Raw genomic sequence first — 18,415 nt, forward strand, 5'->3', positions numbered from 1 at the left:
ACGAGGTATTCGATGAACGTCATGACCAAACCCGCCTTCAGGCAGGAATCGATGCGCATCGCCGGCCAGCACACAAGCACCGACGAGCTGATCGAAGTCTTCAACCCGTACACGAACGAGGTCGTCGGCACCGTGCCCGCGGGTCGTCCCGAACACGTGCAACAGGCGTTCGCAAAAGCGCACGCATTCAAGCCGCGGCTCACGCGCTACGAGCGTCAGCGCATCCTGCAGCGCACGGCCGAGATCCTGAGCGAGCGCAAGGAAGACTTCGCACGCCTGATCACCGCGGAGTCGGGGCTGTGCTGGAAGGATGGGCTGTACGAGGCGAGCCGCGCCTACGATGTATGGTCGTTTGCCGCGCAGCTCACGATCAAGGACGACGGCGAGGTCTATTCCTGCGATATCAGCCCGAACGGTAAGAACCGCAAGATTTTCACGACGCGGCTGCCGCTGCTCGGCGTGATCTCGGCGATCACGCCGTTCAATCATCCGCTGAACATGGTGAGCCACAAGCTGGCGCCCGCGATCGCGACCAACAACCGCGTGGTGCTGAAGCCCACCGAGCTCACGCCGCTGACGGCGCTCGCGCTTGCCGACGTGCTCTATGAAGCGGGCCTGCCGCCGGAAATGCTGAGTGTCGTCACCGGCAATCCGCGCACGATGGGCGACGCGATGATCACCGACCCGCACTGTGATCTCGTCACGTTCACAGGCTCCGTGCGAGTCGGCAAGTACATCGCGCAGCACGCGGGCTATCGCCGCACGGTGCTGGAACTCGGCGGCAACGATCCGCTGATCGTGATGGAGGACGCCGATCTCGACAAGGCCGCGCAGCTCGCGGTAACCGGTGCGACGAAAAATTCGGGGCAGCGCTGCACGGCGGTCAAGCGGATTCTCGTCGTGCAAAGCGTGGCCGACGCGTTTGTCGAGCGAGTGCTCGTGCATGCGAAAAAGCTCAAGTGCGGCGACCCGATGGACCCGTCGGTCGACGTGGGCACCGTCATCAACGAGGCGTCGGCGCAACTGTTCGAGCGGCGCGTGGCCGATGCGCAGGCCCACGGCGCCAGGGTGCTTTACGGCGCGCCGCGCGAGGGCGCGCTGTTCCATCCGACCGTCGTCGATCACGTGCCGTACGACTGCGAGCTCGTGCGCGAAGAGACCTTTGGCCCGGTGATTCCGATCATCCGCGTGCCCGATGCGCTCGATGAAGTGATCCGGGTTTCGAACTCGACCGCGTATGGCCTGTCGTCGGGCGTCTGCACGAACCGGCTCGACTACATCACGCGCTTCGTCAGGGAGCTGGAAGTCGGCACCGTGAACGTGTGGGAAGTGCCCGGCTATCGCACGGAGATGTCGCCGTTCGGGGGCATCAAGGATTCAGGCAATGGTTACAAGGAGGGCATGGTCGAGGCAATGAAGAGCTACTCGAATGTGCGGACCTGGTCGATGCCCTGGGAGTGACCGGCCGCGCGACCAAGTGAAATGCTGACCTCATCCGAACTCAACGCAAGGAAGGATGGATATGAAAACTCGTCTGATCGCCCTGGCCGCCTGCGCGCTCGCCATGGCAACGCCCCCCCTCTACGCACAGTCCGACGTCGTGACCATCTATGCCGCGGACGGTTTGCACGACGGTTCGCCGAGCTGGTTCGGCAATCAGTTCGAAGCCTTCACGAAGGCGACCGGCATCAAGGTGCAGTACATCGAGGCCGGCTCGAGCGGCGTGGTGGACCGGCTGAGCAAGGAGAAGTCGAACACTCAGGCGGACGTGCTGGTGACACTGCCGCCCTTCATGCAGAAAGCCGCGGCTGACGGCCTGTTGCAGTCCTACTCGCCGGCGGGCGCCGACAAGATCGAGACGCGCGACAAGGACCCGAAAGGCCTGTACTACGCGATGGTCGGAAACTATCCCAGCTTCATCTACAACTCGGCGGTGCTCAAGAGCCCGCCCAAGACCTACGCGGACCTGCTCGCGCCGCAGTTCAAGCAGAAGATCCAGTACTCGACGCCGGGTCAGGCCGGCGACGGCACTGCGCTGATGCTGCAGACCTTCCACGCGTTCGGCGGCAAGCCGGCCGGCTTCGACTATTTGCGCAAGCTGCAGACCAACAACCTCGGGCCGTCCGCATCGACCGGCAAGCTCACGGCGCTCGTCAACAAAGGCGAGCTCTTCGTGGCCAACGGCGATATGCAGATGAACCTCGCGCAGATGCACGACAACCCGAACGTCGCGATGTTTTTCCCGGCCGGTCCAGACGGCCGCCGCACGACCTTTGCGTTGCCCTACTACGTCGGCCTCGTGGCGAACGCGCCGCATGCCGGCAACGGCAAAAGGCTGATCGATTTCCTGTTGAGCGCGCCGGCGCAGCAGGAGGTCAGCAAGGTCGCGTACGGCTTCCCGGTGCGCACCGATGTGCATCCGTCGGACAGCAACTTCCAGGCGTTGAACACGTTGCTGAAGGGCGTCGACATCTGGCAACCCGATTGGAACCAGGTGCTCCAGGAGCTGCGTCCCGACGTGGCCGCCTACAACCAGGCAATTTCCATCGACTAACCCAGCTACCGACGAGCGACTAATGGCAAACACCATGACCATGGAACGGGGGCCGCAGCGGCGCGCCTCCGCAGCGCCGACCGTCATCGCGCACGGAGCGAGCGGCATCGGTTTCGAAGGCGTGTCGGTGGCTTACGGCAGCCAGACCATTCTGGAGTCTCTGACGCTGACCGTGAAGCCCGGCGAGATCGTCGCGCTGATCGGCCCGTCCGGCTCCGGCAAGACGACCGCGTTGCGCGCCGTCGCCGGCTTCGTGCAGCCGAGCGCCGGGCGCATCACCATCGGCGATCGCGACGTGACGCGGCTGCCGCCGTACGCTCGCAATATCGGCATGGTGGTGCAGAACTACGCGCTGTTTCCGCATATGCGCGTCGAGGACAACGTCGCCTTCGGGCTGCGTGCCCGTGGCACGGACGCCGAGGTGATACGCGAACGGGTGCCCGAGTGTCTCGGGCTCGTCGGCATGGCGAAGTACGCGAAGCGCTATCCGCGCGAGCTGTCGGGCGGCCAGCAGCAGCGCGTGGCGATCGCCCGCGCGCTCGCGATCCGTCCACAGGTGCTGCTGCTCGACGAGCCGCTCTCGGCGCTCGACGCGCAGATCCGCCGCTCGATGCTCGACGAACTCGCGAAGCTGCACCGCACGCTGCCTTCGCTCACGGTGCTGTACGTGACGCACGACCAGACCGAAGCGCTGACCCTCGCGAACCACATCGGCATCATGCGCGACGGCCACCTGGTCGCTTACGGCGACGCGCAAGGGCTCTATCGTCATCCGCCGAACCGCTTCGCCGCCGAGTTCCTCGGCCGTGCCAACGTGCTGCCGGCGCAGCAGCTCGAACCGCTGGCCGACGGGCGCGCGCGCGTGCGCTTTCACGGCCAGCTGCTCGAAGGCTGCAACCATCACGGACTCGCGGCCGGCGCCGCCTGCTTCGTATGCGTGCGGCCACACCATCTGCAATCTGTTGCGGGCGGTGTTGCGCGAGGCGCCGATGGGCAACGCATGAACCAGATGACGGGGTCCGTCGTCAGCGTGCAGTGGCTCGGCGAAATGCACAGCATCGTGCTCGATGTCGAAGGCGAGCTGCTGCGGCTCACCTGCGCGCCGCTCGCGGAGCCGCCAGAGCCGGGCACTGCACTCAGCGTACGTTTCGATCCCGCGGATGTCACTCTCGTACCGGAGGCTGAACGTCATGGCTGATATCGTCATCGCGCCGCCGGCCCGCGCGCGAGCGCCGGCCGCGGGGCCAGGCGGCCTGTGGGTCGCGCCGCCGCTCGCGGTGCTCGCCGCGCTGTTCTTCTATCCGTTCGGGCTGATCGTCGTGCAGGCGTTGGGCGGCGACCAGCATGTGCTGTCGTTCGCGAACTTCGAGCACGTGCTGCGCTCGCGCCAGTTCCTGAGCGGGCTTTATCACACGATCGCGATCGCAGTATCGGCGTCGGCGGGATGCCTCGTGCTCGGCTTCGTGTTCTCGCTGGTGATCGCGTTCGTGCCGTTTCCGGGCGCGCGTTTCGTGGGCCGGCTCATCGATACGTTCATCGCGCTGCCCACCTTTCTCGTCGCGCTTGCGTTCACGTTCGTGTACGGTTCGGCCGGACTGCTGAACCAGTCGCTGATGCAGATGTTCCATCTGCCGCTGCCGCCGCTCAACTTCCTGTACACGCAATGGGGTGTCGTGCTGTCGGAGATCACGGTCTATACGCCGTTCATCATGCGTCCGCTGCTCGCGTGCTTCTCGCAGATCGACAGTGCGCAGATCGAAATGGCGGGCAGCCTCGGCGCGCGGCCGCTGCGCATCATCCGGCAGATCATCCTGCCCGCCGCGTTGCCGGCGCTGCTGGCGGGCGGCAGCCTGTGTCTGCTGTTGACCGTCAACGAGTTCGGCATCGTGCTCTTCATCGGCGCGAAAGACGTGATCACGTTGCCGCTGCTGATCTACGACAAAGCGATCCAGGAATTCGACTACACCACCGCATGCGTGATCGCCGTCGTCAATATCGCGCTGTCGCTCGGGCTTTATGCCTGCTACCGGGCCGTCGTGTCACTTTGCGGAGGTCGCCGTGCTGCTCTCGGCTAAATGGGGTAAATGGCTGACGTGGGGCGGCACGGCGTTGCTGTTCTGCGCGGTCTATGGGCTGCCGGTCGCGATGATCGCGCTCGCCAGCATCAGCGGACAGTGGAACGGCATCCTGCCGAGCCACCTGACACTCGAGCACTACGCGCGGGTGCTGCATACCGATTCGGCGAGCCAGCTGCGCGTGAGCGTGCTGACCGGCGTGGTCGCGAGCGTCGCGGCGCTCGTCAGCGGCACGTGGGCCGCACTCGCGCTGCGTCGCATCAAAGGCCTGCCGCGCCGCGTGCTGGACGTGATCTTCTTCGTGCCGAGCGCGGTGCCGTCGGTGTCGATCGGGCTCGGCTTGCTGGTCGCGTTCAGCCGGCCGCCCGTGCTGCTCAACGGCACGGCGACGATCGTCTTCATCGCGCACTTCCTGCTGATCTCGGCGTTCACCTACGGCAACGTGGCGGCAGGGCTCGCGCGGGTCGCGCCCGAATACGGCGAGGTGGCCCAGAGTCTCGGCGCCCGGCCGCTCTACCAGCTCTCGCGCGTGACGCTGCCGCTCGTCGCGCCGTACCTGCTCGCATCGTTCAGCCTGAGCTTCGCGCTGTCGATGGGCGAGCTCGGTGCGACGCTGATGATCTATCCGCCGGGCTGGGTCACGCTGCCGGTGGGCATCTTCGCGCTGTCCGACCGTGGAGCGATCTTCGACGCTGCGACGCTCACGATGATTCTCGGTATCGGCACGCTCGCGGTGTTGATGGGGCTCTCGCGCATCTCGAACCGTGCGATGGTGCGTGGATGACGGTGTCCCTGCGGATACTCGACGAGGCAATCGCGGCGGGCGCAGAGCGGGCCTGAAAGATGCGCACAACAAAAACATAAGGGGAGGTGCCAGATGATCATGATCGTGCTTCATCTCGCGGGTGGCGTCGCGCTGCTGACGTGGGGCCTGCATATGGTCGAGTCCGGCCTGATGCGCGCGTTCGGCGCCTCGCTCAAGCGCTTCATGGCGAAGAGTCTCGGCAACCGGCTGAACGCGTTCTGCGCCGGGCTCGCAATCACCGGCGCGCTGCAAAGCAGCACGGCGACTGGGATGATCGCGTCGTCGTTCGCGGCCCGCGGTTTGATGCGGCCTGTTACCGGACTCGCGATCATGCTGGGCGCCAACGTCGGCTCGACGCTGATCGTGCAGGCGTTCTCGCTCGATCTGAGCTGGATTTCGCCGGTGTGTCTGCTGGTCGGCATGACGCTCTTCGAGAAGGGCAAAGGCTCGCGCAATCGTGATCTCGGCCGCGCGTCGATCGGGCTCGGCCTGATGTTGCTTGCGCTCACGCTGCTCGTCTCGACCGTGCAGCCCGCCGAGACCGCCCCTGCCCTGCGCACGGTGCTCGGCGCGCTGGCAGGCGAGCCGGTGCTGAATGCGGCGCTCGCGTGTTTGCTCACGTGGGCCGCGCATTCGAGCATTCCGGTCGTACTGTTCGTGATGTCGCTCGCCAACCTGCATACGGTGCCGATGGACACGGCGCTCGCGATGGTGCTCGGCGCGAACATCGGCAGCGCGCTCAACCCTTACTTCGAGGCCGCGAAGGGCGCCGATCGCAGCCGCCGGCGCCTGCCGGCCGGCAACCTCGTGCTGCGCGGCGGCGTGTGCCTGCTGATGCTCGCCGCGTGCTCGCCGCTCGCAACGTTGCTGCAGCAGGTCTACGGCAGCCCCGCCCGTGCAATCGCCGACTTCCACACGGGCGTGAACGTGGCGATCGCGGTGGTCTTCATGGGGCTGCTCGCCCCTGTCGCGCGCCTTCTCGAACGGCTGCTGCCAGCGCCGGGCGCCGCCGAGAACGGCGACGCGCCGCGCTACCTCGACGAGGCCGCGCTGCGGGTGCCCTCCCAGGCGCTCGCATGCGCGACCCGCGAATTGATCCGGATGGGCGATATCGTCGAAGCGATGCTGTGTGCGAGCGTGCCGGTGCTGATTGCGAACGACCGGCGCGCGGTGCACGAGATCGCGGCCCGCGACGATGCGGTGGATATGCTGCACGATGCGATCAAAAGCTACGTGACCGAGGTGACGCGCGAGTTGCTCGACGACGAAGACCGGCGCTGGGCCAACGCGATCATGACTTCCGTGATCAACCTCGAACATATCGGCGATATCGTCGACAAGAATCTGATGGAGCTGGCGCAGAAAAAGATCAAGGCACAGGTGAGCTTTTCGGCCGAAGGCGCCGAGGACTTGCGCGCGCTGCACCAGTTGGTGATCGACAGTTTTCACCGGGCTCAGGCGCTGCTCGTGTCGGGAAGGACGCAGACCGCGGCGCAGCTGCTCGAAGACAAGCAGGCGCTGCGGCGTCTTGAACGCGCCGCGCGGGATGCTCATCTGGACCGGCTGCGCGAGGGCAAGCCCGACAGCATCGCGTCGAGCTCATTGCATCTCGACGTGCTGCGCGATCTCGTGCGGATTCAGTCGCACATCTGCGCGCTCGCCTATCCGCTGCTCGAACGCGAGGCAGCTAACGATGGCGATGCGCAGGTCGCGTGAGGCGAGATACGGTGCTTGCGCTGCGGAACTTCATCGAGCGGCGACGACATTCGCTGCGTCTCGCGCATACTGCGTCGGCGGCAGTCCGACATGACGCGTGAACGCGACGCTGAATGCGCTCGCCGAGCTGTAGCCGACACGTTCCGCCACCGCCGCGATGCTGACTTCGCTCTGGCGCAGCAGGTTCTTGGCGATAGCCATGCGCCACGACAACAGATACTCCATCGGTGCGACGCCGACTGCGCGGCTGAATCGATCGAAGAAAGAGGACCGTGAAAGCGCGGCGGCCTTTGCGAGTTGTGCGATCGTCCAGGGCTGGTGCGGGCTTTCGTGCATATGACGGATCGCGAGCGCGAGGCGGGGATCGGCGAGGCCGCGGACGAGTCCGGGCGATGCCCCGGTTCCAGTGGCTCGCAACGCTTCGATGAACAGCACCTCGAGCAGTCGCGCCAGCACGACCTCGCGCGCGGGCCGCTGCGCGCGCGATTCTTCCCTCACGAGCTTCACGAGTGTCGCGAGCCTGCGTTCACCGCGCACGTGCACGAGCTTGGGCAACAGCGAGACGAGCAAGGCCGCGTCCGGCGAACCGAACGCGCAGAGGCCCGCAAGCCATTGGGCTTCTGGCGCGCCCGATGCATCGCCGAAACGAAAACTGCCGTCGGGCAGCGCCGCGGGCGCGCTACTGGAGACGTCGTCATCGTCGGGCGGATCGCTGCTCGTCATCGTGAAACTGAAAACTTCGGGCACGAGCACGAAGTCATCGGCCTGAAGAACCAGCGGCTCGCAACCATTGACGGATAGCCGCAGCGATCCTTCTAGCACCACGCAGTAGAACGGCTGGCCGACTTCCGTACGGCTCGCGCGCCAGCGCCCGGCGCCGCTGAGCACTTTCGAGAACGTGGGCGTCGGCTTGAGCAGTGTGACGATTTCGGCGAGCGGGTCGATCATGATCGGACGATTTCGAATGAAACCTGGACGCTCGATTGTAGCGAGTCCTCGCGGTCAGGACTTATTGTGTCGGGACTGTCACCAACCACAGGATTCGACATGAAGACCGTCTTGATTACCGGCTGCTCGTCCGGCTTTGGCCTCGAAATCGCGCGTTATTTTCTGGATCGCGACTGGCGCGTGATCGCCACGATGCGCACGCCGCGTGAAGACGTGTTGCCGCGCTCCGATCGTCTTTCGATTCTCGCCCTCGATGTGACGGACCCGCAAAGCATTCGCGCGGTCATCGATGCAGCAGGTCGGATCGACGTGCTCGTCAACAATGCGGGTATCGGCTTTCTGAATGCGCTCGAAGGCACGCCGATGGACACCGTGCGCGATATCTTCGAGACCAATACGCTCGGCACCATCGCGATGGCGCAGGCCGTGTTGCCGCAGTTGCGCGAGCGCCGCGAAGGGGTGATCGTCAATGTGACGTCGACCGTCACGTGCAGACCGCTGCATCTGCTGTCGGTCTACACCGCGAGCAAGTCCGCGGTCAACGCGTTCAGCGAATCGCTCGCGCTCGAACTGGAGCAGTTCAATGTGCGCGTGCAGGTCGTGTTGCCGGGACGCGCACCGTCCACCCGCTTCGGCGACAACGCGCGGGCACGCATGAAAGACGGATTTCCCGAGCCGTACGACGCGCTCGCGCAGCAGGTTTTCGCGAGGTGGGAGAAAGAAACGGCCGTCACGCATGCATCGGATGTCGCCGAAGCGGTTTGGCTCGCCGCGACCGATTCATCGAGCCCGTTCAACATCCCCGCCGGCGAGGACGCTGTCGAGTGGTACCAGGCGAGCACCAAGTAGCGCGCCGGCAAACATCGTCGCGGTCTTCACCTCGCGGCATTAAGCAGACCCATCAGCTCATCTGGCGAGATGCTGTCGTTGTCGATCGCATCGACAACGACCTTCTGGTCCCGCCTGGACAGCTGATCGCCAGTGACGGTGTGGGCACGAAACGGCACGGCGAGGATCATGACCTCCGTGCTGGGCGCAGCTTGCAAACTCATGGCCGTAACCTGCGCACCGAGTTGCTTTGCCATTGACTCGATCGACTCAGCGCATTGCGCGTTGACGACTCCAATAGCCATGCCACTGCCGGCGAGCTCGCGGCCAAGCGCCGCTGCGAGTTTGCCTGGATCGATAGTTGAATACGTCATGGTGCATCCCTTCCGATGTCGGACTCGAGTCTGCGCGCAACCCTCAAACCTGGCCGATGCCGCCGTCATTCATCAAATCGGCACCCGTCATATAGGAACTCTGTTCTGAGGCGAGAAAGAGCGCCGCGCTCGCCATCTCCTCGGCGCGGGCGAGTCGGCCGATCGGGACCATGCTCTTGTACATGCTCACCAGATCCTCGCGTGTCGCCGACTGGGAATCGAGTATCGGTGTGTCGGTGACACCAGGGCTCAGCATATTGACGCGAATGCCGCGATCCTTGAATTCGGCGGCCCAGGTGCGAGCATAGGAACGCAACGCGGCCTTCGTCGCCGCGTAGGCGGTGTGCCCTGGGATGCCCATCACGTGCATGGCCGACGAAACCAGGATGATCGATCCGCCACCCGTCATCATCGGCAGCAGCTTTTTCACCAGAAATACGGGGCCGCGCGCCATCAGGTTGAATGCCTTGTCGAAATGCTCAGGCGTGATGGTGTCGATCGAAGCCTGCTCGGTAAAGCCCGCGTTCGACACGATGATATCGACGACACCTTTTTCGTCCCTGACTGCCGCAGCGACATCATCGAGGTCATCGAGATTCGCGGCGTCGGCCCGAATAGCGGTAACGTTGCGTCCGATCAGTTTGACGGCCTTGTCGAGCTGGGCTTGCCGACGGCCGAAGATAAAGACGTGAGCGCCTTCGGCGACGAACCGCTGGGCGATCGCCAGCCCGATACCCGTCGTTCCGCCGCTAATGACAGCGATCTTGCCTGCGAGAGTATTCATTGAAACTTCCGTCTGTTGGTAAAGGAAGTCCCATCGTAATTGCGGCCCCGACGAATGATAATCGGCGGATTTATCATAAGGTCCATTCACCGAGAGAATAGGCCCACGAGAGAAATGCAATGGATCGGTTTCACGAATTGAACGCTTTCTTCGCCGTTGTCGAAGCGGGCGGCTTTTCCGCCGCGGCGCGCAGAACCGGCGAGTCACAGTCCGCCATCAGCAAGTCGATCGGCGCGCTGGAAAAGCGCCTCGGCGTACTGCTATTCAACCGCAACACACGCAGCGTGACCTTGACCGATCAGGGGCAGAAATACTACGAGCGGACCAAGCCGTTGCTCGACGAGATCGAGGTGGCCGACAGCGAACTATCCAGCAGTACGCTAGATGTCTCGGGCCTTGTGCGGATCGCCTGCGCTTCTACGTTCGGCCGCCTGCACGTTCTTCCGCTGATTCCCGAACTGCTGTCGCGCCATCCCGGTCTTCGGGTCGATCTGGTGTTGTCGGATTTCGTGCGCGATATGGTGGAGGATCGAATCGATCTCGCGATTCGAGTGGGCTCCGTCAACGATCCGGATTCGGTCGTGAAGCGGATTGCCAGCACTCCGCTGGTCTGCGTCGGATCACGTCGCTATTTCGAGCAATACGGTGTACCGAAGGAACCTACGGAACTCGCCAATCACAATTGCCTGCTCTACGGTGGTCTACTGGAGTCGGCGAACTGGCCGTTTCATGGGCCACGTGGCCGGTTCAGCGTGCCGGTGCGAGGCAACCTGTCGTCGAATAGCGTCGAGACGATCCGCTCGGCCGTGCTCGCGGGCGTGGGAATCGGCCTCTTCGCAAAGCTCTCGCTGGCCGACGAACTCAAGCATCCGGATATCGTGACCGTGCTAGACGATTTCATTCGGGACGCGCGTGATGTGAGCATCATCTGGCCGCGGCGACGTTTCGTGCCTGCGCGCGTGCGCCGGGTCACTGATTTTTTCGCGGCTGCGCTGCCGCAGCGCTTGTAGGAATGCTCCGGAGCGCACCTCAGACGCAATACGTCACGCAATGTTCGCTAGCGGCGCGCGTCGCGTGCCTGCGTCGCTCGACATCGACTCGCGTACATGGCGCGCGAATTCCTGCGCCGCTGGTTGAACCGTCGCGGGCAAGCGCAGACAGATCGCGAACGGAGGCAGTGCAGGCAAGCCGCTTACGCGAGGTGTGAGCGTCTCCAGATCGGCCGGCACCGTGGAGGCGAGCCAGCTCGTGACCGCGAGGCCCGCGCGCACCGTTGCGGCGGTCGCCTCGATGTTTCCGCTCTCGAACACCGTGCGCCACGCGATGCCCTCGTCCGCGAGCGCGCCGAGCACCACCGAACGGAAAGCGCAACGCTCGTCTACCATCGACAGCGGCAACGGCCGCTTCTGCCACGCCTCACTGCCGCGCCCGTTGACCCAGACCAAAGGCTCGATGCAGACCACTTCACCTTCGGCTTCGCTCGCGACATATTCGACCAAGGACACGTCCACGCGACCGCTATTCACCGCCTCGCTCAGTTCCGGCGACGCCGCGCACATCAACGTTATTTCGACGTGCGGATGGGCGTCGGCGAATGCCTTCATCGCGGGAGCGAGCCGCGTCACGAGATCGTGGGGCACGCCCACACGCAAGGCGCCGCGCAACGGCTGCGCGGTCATGTCGGCCCAGATTTCATCGTTCAGCTGAAGCAGCTTGCGCGCCTTCACGAGAAACTGCTCGCCCTCGCGCGACAGTTCCAGCCGGCGCGTCTTGCGAACGAACAGAAGGCAATCCAGCACATCTTCGAGGCGCTTCACCTGCTGGCTGACGGCGCCTTGCGTCATGTGCAGCAGATTCGCAGCGACCGTCATGCTGCCGCTATCGGCGACGGCAACGAAGGTGCGGATCAGATCGAGGTCGAGGTTTCGGTTCATCTATGCATTATGTCGCGTAATGTACCGCATCAATATTATTAGCTTTCACGATGCTTTGACGATCCGTACAGTGCAAGTTCTTTGATTTGCAATCTGCACCGATGACCTCGATACTGCCGCTTCTGCTCTTCGTCGCCGTCGCCACCGCGACGCCCGGTGGCGCGACCACGCTCGCCACCGCCTCGGGCGCACGCTTCGGTTTCGTACGCTCGATACCGCTGATGCTCGGCATCGCTCTGGGCCTCGCGCTGCTCGCTGCGCTCGCCGCGCTCGGGCTGGGCGGTCTGCTTCTGGCGCTGCCGTCGCTGCAAACGGCGGTGAAGGCACTCGGCTCGGCCTATCTGCTATGGCTCGCGTGGCGCATCGCGCGCAGCGGGCCGCCAAACGCGGGCGACGGCCCCGCGCGTCCGGTTACGCTCGTCAACGGTTTCCTGCTGCTCTGGCTCAACCCGAAAGGCTGGGCGATGACGGTTGGCGCGGCGGCGTCGTTCGCGCTGCTCGCAAACAACCCGAACCGCCTCGCGATGCTGCTCGGTGCAGCATTCGGAGTGGCTGCGTGCGCTTCTCTCGCGCTGTGGTGCGCGCTCGGCGTGCTACTCGCGCGGCTCTTTCGGACCCCACACCACTGGCGCGTTCTCAATCTCGCGATGGGCGTGCTGCTCGCCGCATCCGTCATCCCGACCTGGCGATAAGCCTGAAGCGGCGTTCGTCGATATGTCGAATCATTGGTCGCCGCCCCATTGCCGGCGAAACCGACTCAAACGAACACCTTTCGCAGCCGACTGGGCTGAGAGCGGAGATACTGCTTCGGCGCCCTGACTTGAGTCCCAAAGTGAGCGGCAGCATGCCAGGGCCAGCGAGGGTCAAAGAGCACGGCCCGAGCAAGCGCGATCAGATCGGCGTCTCCGGTGCTGAGAATTGATTCGGCCTGTTCGAATTCGGTGATCATGCCGACGGCGATGACTGGGAGCGTGGTCGCCTGCTTCACGGCCCGCGCGAAAGGAACCTGATAGCCAGGCCCGAGCGGAATTTGCGCGGCTGGGTTCGAACCGCCACTTGAGACATTGATTGCGGCACAGCCTCTCGCCTCCAGCGCGTGGACAAAGGCGATCGCGTCCTGCACGGACCACCCGCCCTCCACCCAGTCGGTAGCGGATACCCGCATCGTCACAGGGCGATCATGCGGAAACGCTTCTCGCACGGCTTCGAAAACTTCGAGTGGAAAACGCATCCGGTTTTCCAATGAACCGCCGTATTCGTCGTCCCTGTGATTTGACAGAGGCGAGAGGAATTGGTGGAGTAGATAGCCGTGCCCACCAAGGATCTGAATGAAATTCAACCCGAGCCGGGAGGCACGCTGCGCTGCGGCAGAGAACGCGTCGCGAATGGCGGCCAGGCCATCGCGGTCCAAGGCGGTGGGTGGTATCTCACCGGCGGCAAAAGCGACCGGGGATGGGCCGTAGGTGTGCCAACCATTCGCGTGATCATAGGGAATCTGTGCGCCGCCGTCCCATAGTTTCTGCCGAGACCCTTTTCGGCCAGCATGGTTGAGCTGGATTCCAATCGACGTGTCAGACCACCGCCGAATGCCGCGCAGCACTCGTGCCATGGAGGCTTCGCAGTCGTCCGAATAGAGCCCGACGTCACCATAGCTGGTGCGTCCGTCGGGGGTGACCGCGGTGCCCTCGATCGTGAGTGCCGCCGCACCTGAAAGCGCCAGTTGGCCGAGGTGAATCAGGTGCCAATCGTTCATCTGGCCATCTTCGGCGGAGTACTGGGCCATCGGGGCGATCACGATCCGGTTGGCTAATTCGAGGTTGCCGACTCGTATCGGCGTGAATAGCGTTGGCTGGCTCATATCGACCCCTTGACTCAACGCCACCGCAAACCTGGCTGACTCCGCGAATTCTGATGACCTCGGCTAATGACGGCGCTATTGCCTGCGAGAGTGGACATGGAGATCTGCTGTCTGGTGATGGATGACAGCCAGATCGTAGTGGCAAGCTAAAGGAGTGATAATTCGCAGATTCTTCATAAGGCCAATTCCCGACGAGAATAGCCGTGGGGTCCGGCGCGATCGGTGAATTGGCCGTTTTATGAACCGAAGCGCATCAGTTGTAGCCGAGCACAGCGGCAGACGACACGTCCGGCCTCTCAGGTACATTCGAGGCGATCGTCGATGCCGTCGATGCAAGAAACGATCGGTACACGGAGCGCGCCCGATTTTCAGAGCCATCCTTGCCGTTGCGAGCGCGCGTGGCGCCACTGTTCGAGTCGACGCTGAAAGGCGATTGGTCGAAGCTGTTCATGGTGTTCTCTCCGTCTTGCTGTTGTTTGGAATCGGTCGATTTATTTGTCACGGCCAGACCCTTCTGGCCATTTACAACGAACTGTTGCTCAGTGCAGTTTGACGTGCGGCGCCGTGCTTCGACGGAGCCGATGCGCGAGGGTATTGACGATCATGCGTGCGTAGCCATGCAGCGCGGCAACGTGCATCCGATACAGCGACAGGTACATGAAGCGAGCAAGCAGTCCGTCCACGAGCATGCTGCCGCCGATAAGCCCTCCCATCAGACTCCCCACCGCATTCGCATGCCCGAGCGACACGAGCGAGCCGAGATCGCGATAGGCAAACTCCGGAAGCTTTTGCCCCTCGACGCGTCGCCCGAGTGCCTTGACCAGAAACGATGCCTGCTGATGAGCCGCCTGGGCGCGCGGGGGCACATTGCGCTCGAAGCCCAACCAGGGACACGCCGCGCAATCGCCGAATGCAAAGATATGGTCGTCCAGCTCGGTTTGAAGCGTGCGACGCACACTGAGTTGTCCCAGATGATTGACTGTCAGACCATCGAGCGTTGAAAGCACCGCGGGCGCCTTGATGCCCGCGGCCCACACAGTGAGATCCGCCCGTATCGTCTTGCCGTTTTTCGTGCGGATAAGTCCGGGCGTAACTTCCGCGACCCGCTCGTTGACCATCAACTTGACATTGAGTTTGCCCAGCAATCTTGCGGCCGCGGTGGACACGCGCTCTTTCAACGCGGGCAGAATCCGCGGCCCTGCTTCAATGAGCACGATGCCGACGTCGTGTGTGGGGTCGAGCCGATGCAAGCCATACGATGACAGTACCTTCGCGGTATTGCGCAATTCAGCGGACAATTCCACGCCGGTAGCGCCACCACCAACGATCGCGACCTGAACACGAGGCGCGCGTTCGCCAGGCACTCCACCCGCATCCCGCTCACTCGCGTCTTGTGCTTGTTCGGCGCGAATGCAGGCAGCAATCAGACGCTTTCTGAAGCGTTCCGCTTGAGCGACGTTGTCAAGCGCGACCGAGTTTTCCGCCGCGCCCGGCACGCCGAAGTAGTGCGTTGTGCTACCGATGGCCAGAATCAACGAGTCGTACTCGATTCGGCGCGGCGGTATCAGTTCGGTTCCGTCGTCGTCGAGCAGTGGCAAAAGAAGAACGTGTCTCGAGCCACGATCCAGTCCGACGAGTTCGCCCTGGATGAACTGGAAGCCGTGCCACTGTGCTTGCGCGGCATACGCCAGTTCCTGTGCGAAGGGATCGAGACTTCCCGCTGCGACCTCGTGCAACAGAGGCTTCCAGATATGCGTCGGGTTGCGGTCGATCAAGGTAATTGACGCACGTTGCGCCCCGCCTCTTCGTCGACCGCCATAACGATCGCCTAGCCTCGTTGCGAGTTCGATGCCACCCGCCCCTCCTCCCACGATCACAAAACGATGCATGCAGATTCTCCCTGGTCGACGACGCGCGGTACGGAAATCCAACACAACGGTTGAGAACCACTATCGCAGATGCCCGGCGGCGGGAAAATCTCATAGTTCTGATGGCTGCCTTCAGGTTTTCTGATCGACTGATCGCACCGTCTGAAAACCGCTTGAGATCGTCTGCTGGGAGATACGGATCGTTGTCAACGCGGACCTATCGGAGAACTTCGGTCAGCGCCAATGGGACGCGGTGGCCGCCGCCATAGAGTTATCCATTGCTCAAATGCGACGAGCGCATCATCGCTGGCGCGATCGGGATTGATCGCTAGCGCACAGTCAGGAGCGCGGGGTTAATGCTTTCGTCAAACGTGCGGCGCTCGTGCAGGTGATTCCGTCTTTATTCTGCAATGCGCTTAAAGCTGGCGTAGTAATCGTCGGTGTAATAGCACTCGCCGAGCTGCTTGCGCGGCCCGCCACAGACGATCCGGCGCTGCCCGCGATCCGTCGCACCAGGTGTGCGTACCGTATAGGTGTGGTAGTAACCGCGCGGATGTTTCGGCAGCAAACCCGCGGTGTTACGAAACAGGACGCCATCATCGCTAAACGGGAAGGGACCGCCTGCTTTGATCAGCCGCAGCGTTTCGGCAGCCTCGGCCGGCAGCTGCGCCTTGGTGACGGTGACCAGCGCCACCGTGCCTTGCGCGCCTGAGGCGGCGGCCGCTTCGCTCGCGCCTGGTGCAGGTTGAACCGGCGCCGAGCTCGCGGATGAGCCCGATGCCTCAGTGGCGTTTTGCGGTCCCTGCTTGCCGCATCCGCCGAAGATCACGCTCAATGCGACGATGCAGGAGAAAGCTGACGCTCTCTTCACGGAACGGTTCTCCCTTCGTTGACCAGCGCCCGACGACCAGGATAGATGTAAAGGTATCGCTAATGACGGGGCGAATCAACGTTCGGTCGGAAATTGGCACTTTTCCATGACAACCAGGCCGATGTGTTCCACCGCGCGTAACGGTGCCGTTGGTAAGGCTCCGTCTGCGGGACGCCATGGAGAGGGCAGACGGCTACGCTGGCGCGAACATTCGTCGCATGTGGCGAAAAGGTCCTGCGTGTATAAGATGAATCACCGCCTAGTCGCCGTTTGGAGCAGTCATGAAGCGGACCATCAGGATCGCATCAGGTCAAGTCGACACACCGCCCCGCATCGCTCTGTGGGCGCTCGGATTCAGGCCTTTCTATCTGGTCGGCGCTCTGTTCGGCTGTCTTGCGATGCTGCTCTGGCTCGGCGCGCTGGCAGGCTGGCCGTTGCTGGACTCCACGTCCTACATGTCGGGAACGCTGTGGCACGTTCACGAAATGATCTTTGGATTTGGCGCCGCAATCGTCACCGGATCTCTGCTGACAGCGGTTCGCGCGTGGACCAGCACGAATCCCGCGCATGGCGCGAACCTCGCGGCGCTGCTGCTTCTTTGGCTTGCAGGCCGGATCATGATGTGGAGCGCTTCGGGTCCGGTTGGCGTCGTCGTGGACGTGGCGTTTCTGCCGGTGGTTGCGCTCGTTCTGTTGCGCGTGCTGCTGAGGGCGAAGAATCGGCACAACGTCTTTCTGCCGGTCGCGCTCGGACTGCTCGCGCTTCTCAACGTCCTCTTCCATGTGTGGGCGAGCCATGGGCACGGCGACTGGGCGCTGCGCAGTGCGTGGCTCGCGGTCGGCATGCTCGTTCTGTTCGTGACGGTGATCGGCGGGCGCATCATTCCGTCATTTACTGCCAATGCGGTTCCGGGCTTTAGCGCGAAACGCTGGCGATTCGTCGAAGCGACCGTCATTCCGGCGACGCTGCTCGCGTTTCTGCTGGACTCGCTGGGTGCGCCGTGGGCGGCAATCGTTGCTGCGTCCGCCGCAGCGGCGGCGCTCCACGGGCTCCGGCTCAGCGGATGGCGTTCGTGGCGCGTAGGCTATCGCCCTATCCTCCTGATCCTCCATATCGCCTACGCGGGAATTCCATTGGGCTTCGTGATGCTGGCACTCGGCGCGCTCGGCGTCGCTCCGCATTCGCTCGCGATTCATACCTTCACGGTGGGAGTCATTGGAACGGCGATCATCGCGATGATCACGCGCACCGCGCGCGGACACACCGGACGCGAACTCGTGGCCGGTAAGGTCGAGATCGCCTGCTACGGTCTATTCGTTCTGGCAACTTTGGTTCGGGTACTCGGCCCCTGGCTCGCGCCGCAGTTCACGATGGCCTGGATATACGCATCCGGTCTGTGGTGGGTGGCCGCGCTGGTTCTCTATTGCGTCCGCTACGCCGCGTGGCTTGTCCTCGCCCGTGCCGATGGCAAGCCGGGTTGAAGACCGGGTCCTCCTCGAAGCGGCTAGCAAGTGAGATCCGTCGTTGCCGCTTCGAACGCCTTCACTTCGCCCCGACGCCGACAGTCATGATATGCGTCATGTCCAGACAGCAAGTCGCGATTCATCCGGCATAGGTGAGTGCGTCAGGCGTTACTGATTATTCGTCGTGCGCTCGCGCTCGCGGCGTTGCCATCGAACCCGTCGAAACAGAGTCTCCTTCTCACGCGGCAAGCATCGACGCCGACGGTCTCGATGACCGAGTGCGGGGCCGCGTCGTCGATATGAACCATCCGGTTTTGTCGTCGAACGCCCGTGCGCA

The 18,415-nt window shown here is 63.4% G+C and carries 18 protein-coding genes; 10 read left to right on the forward strand and 8 right to left on the reverse strand.

What is annotated here, in order from left to right; translation table 11 throughout:
- Positions 1-12 precede the first annotated feature (12 nt).
- The 6 genes from phnY to AB3X89_RS14505 all read left to right on the forward strand — a co-directional run bounded on the left by phnY (position 13) and on the right by AB3X89_RS14505 (position 7,150).
- Positions 13-1,461, forward strand: coding sequence for a phosphonoacetaldehyde dehydrogenase (phnY, locus tag AB3X89_RS14480; RefSeq protein WP_368583905.1), 1,449 nt, complete (start codon positions 13-15; stop codon positions 1,459-1,461).
- Positions 1,462-1,522: 61 nt separating this feature from the next.
- Positions 1,523-2,554: a 2-aminoethylphosphonate ABC transporter substrate-binding protein gene (locus tag AB3X89_RS14485; protein ID WP_368583906.1), complete on the forward strand. Its 1,032-nt coding sequence runs from the start codon at positions 1,523-1,525 to the stop codon at positions 2,552-2,554.
- Between the two features lie 22 nt (positions 2,555-2,576).
- Complete coding sequence (locus AB3X89_RS14490; RefSeq protein WP_368583907.1) at positions 2,577-3,752, forward strand: ABC transporter ATP-binding protein; 1,176 nt, start codon at positions 2,577-2,579, stop codon at positions 3,750-3,752.
- A complete protein-coding gene (locus tag AB3X89_RS14495) occupies positions 3,745-4,629 on the forward strand; it encodes a 2-aminoethylphosphonate ABC transporter permease subunit (RefSeq protein WP_368583908.1) in 885 nt (294 codons plus the stop codon). The genes AB3X89_RS14490 and AB3X89_RS14495 overlap by 8 nt, the downstream gene beginning before the upstream one ends.
- A complete protein-coding gene (locus tag AB3X89_RS14500; RefSeq protein WP_368583909.1) occupies positions 4,613-5,413 on the forward strand; it encodes an ABC transporter permease subunit in 801 nt (266 codons plus the stop codon). Before AB3X89_RS14495 ends, AB3X89_RS14500 begins: the two co-directional genes overlap by 17 nt.
- 93 nt (positions 5,414-5,506) lie before the next feature.
- Positions 5,507-7,150 carry a Na/Pi cotransporter family protein gene (locus AB3X89_RS14505; protein WP_368583910.1) on the forward strand — a complete coding sequence of 548 codons (1,644 nt, stop codon included), beginning with the start codon at positions 5,507-5,509 and terminating at the stop codon, positions 7,148-7,150.
- 30 nt (positions 7,151-7,180) lie between these two features.
- Here the strand turns inward: AB3X89_RS14505 and AB3X89_RS14510 are convergent, their stop codons facing one another.
- Positions 7,181-8,098, reverse strand: a complete 918-nt coding sequence (locus AB3X89_RS14510; protein ID WP_368583911.1) for a cupin domain-containing protein — start codon at positions 8,096-8,098, stop codon at positions 7,181-7,183.
- Between the two features lie 99 nt (positions 8,099-8,197).
- Between AB3X89_RS14510 and AB3X89_RS14515 the strand changes: the two genes are divergently transcribed.
- On the forward strand, positions 8,198-8,947 hold the full coding sequence (locus AB3X89_RS14515) for an SDR family oxidoreductase (protein WP_368583912.1): 750 nt from the start codon (positions 8,198-8,200) through the stop codon (positions 8,945-8,947).
- A 26-nt stretch (positions 8,948-8,973) separates the two neighbouring features.
- Here AB3X89_RS14515 and AB3X89_RS14520 read toward each other — a convergent pair whose 3' ends face one another.
- Positions 8,974-9,369 (reverse strand): NAD(P)-binding domain-containing protein, encoded by a 396-nt coding sequence (locus tag AB3X89_RS14520; RefSeq protein ID WP_368583913.1) that lies wholly within the window; start codon positions 9,367-9,369, stop codon positions 8,974-8,976.
- Entirely contained in the window at positions 9,344-10,084 is a 741-nt protein-coding gene (locus AB3X89_RS14525) for an SDR family NAD(P)-dependent oxidoreductase (protein ID WP_368583951.1), read from the reverse strand. The genes AB3X89_RS14520 and AB3X89_RS14525 overlap by 26 nt, the downstream gene beginning before the upstream one ends.
- A 119-nt stretch (positions 10,085-10,203) precedes the next feature.
- Here AB3X89_RS14525 and AB3X89_RS14530 point away from each other — a divergent pair, with 119 nt between their 5' ends.
- Positions 10,204-11,094 (forward strand): LysR family transcriptional regulator, encoded by an 891-nt coding sequence (locus tag AB3X89_RS14530; protein WP_368583914.1) that lies wholly within the window; start codon positions 10,204-10,206, stop codon positions 11,092-11,094.
- 33 nt (positions 11,095-11,127) lie between these two features.
- Here AB3X89_RS14530 and AB3X89_RS14535 read toward each other — a convergent pair whose 3' ends face one another.
- The gene (locus tag AB3X89_RS14535; RefSeq protein ID WP_368583915.1) at positions 11,128-12,018 is read right to left on the reverse strand and encodes a LysR substrate-binding domain-containing protein; all 891 of its coding nucleotides are present in this window, start codon (positions 12,016-12,018) and stop codon (positions 11,128-11,130) included.
- Between the two features lie 101 nt (positions 12,019-12,119).
- On the opposite strand from AB3X89_RS14535, the gene AB3X89_RS14540 reads away from it, so the two are divergent.
- Positions 12,120-12,710: a LysE family translocator gene (locus AB3X89_RS14540; RefSeq protein ID WP_368583917.1), complete on the forward strand. Its 591-nt coding sequence runs from the start codon at positions 12,120-12,122 to the stop codon at positions 12,708-12,710.
- A gap of 65 nt (positions 12,711-12,775) precedes the next feature.
- Here the strand turns inward: AB3X89_RS14540 and AB3X89_RS14545 are convergent, their stop codons facing one another.
- The 4 genes from AB3X89_RS14545 to AB3X89_RS14560 form a co-directional block, all read right to left on the reverse strand.
- Positions 12,776-13,876, reverse strand: a complete 1,101-nt coding sequence (locus AB3X89_RS14545) for an NADH:flavin oxidoreductase/NADH oxidase (RefSeq protein WP_368583918.1) — start codon at positions 13,874-13,876, stop codon at positions 12,776-12,778.
- Between the two features lie 253 nt (positions 13,877-14,129).
- A complete protein-coding gene (locus AB3X89_RS14550; protein WP_368583919.1) occupies positions 14,130-14,327 on the reverse strand; it encodes a hypothetical protein in 198 nt (65 codons plus the stop codon).
- A gap of 88 nt (positions 14,328-14,415) precedes the next feature.
- Entirely contained in the window at positions 14,416-15,765 is a 1,350-nt protein-coding gene (locus AB3X89_RS14555) for an NAD(P)/FAD-dependent oxidoreductase (protein ID WP_368583920.1), read from the reverse strand.
- A 379-nt stretch (positions 15,766-16,144) separates the two neighbouring features.
- On the reverse strand, positions 16,145-16,615 hold the full coding sequence (locus AB3X89_RS14560) for a ribonuclease (RefSeq protein WP_368583921.1): 471 nt from the start codon (positions 16,613-16,615) through the stop codon (positions 16,145-16,147).
- A gap of 281 nt (positions 16,616-16,896) precedes the next feature.
- On the opposite strand from AB3X89_RS14560, the gene AB3X89_RS14565 reads away from it, so the two are divergent.
- On the forward strand, positions 16,897-18,096 hold the full coding sequence (locus AB3X89_RS14565; protein WP_368583922.1) for an NnrS family protein: 1,200 nt from the start codon (positions 16,897-16,899) through the stop codon (positions 18,094-18,096).
- Positions 18,097-18,415: the final 319 nt, after the last annotated feature.

It is taken from the genome of Paraburkholderia sp. BR14320, from assembly GCF_040948665.1.
Classification (GTDB): domain Bacteria; phylum Pseudomonadota; class Gammaproteobacteria; order Burkholderiales; family Burkholderiaceae; genus Paraburkholderia; species Paraburkholderia youngii.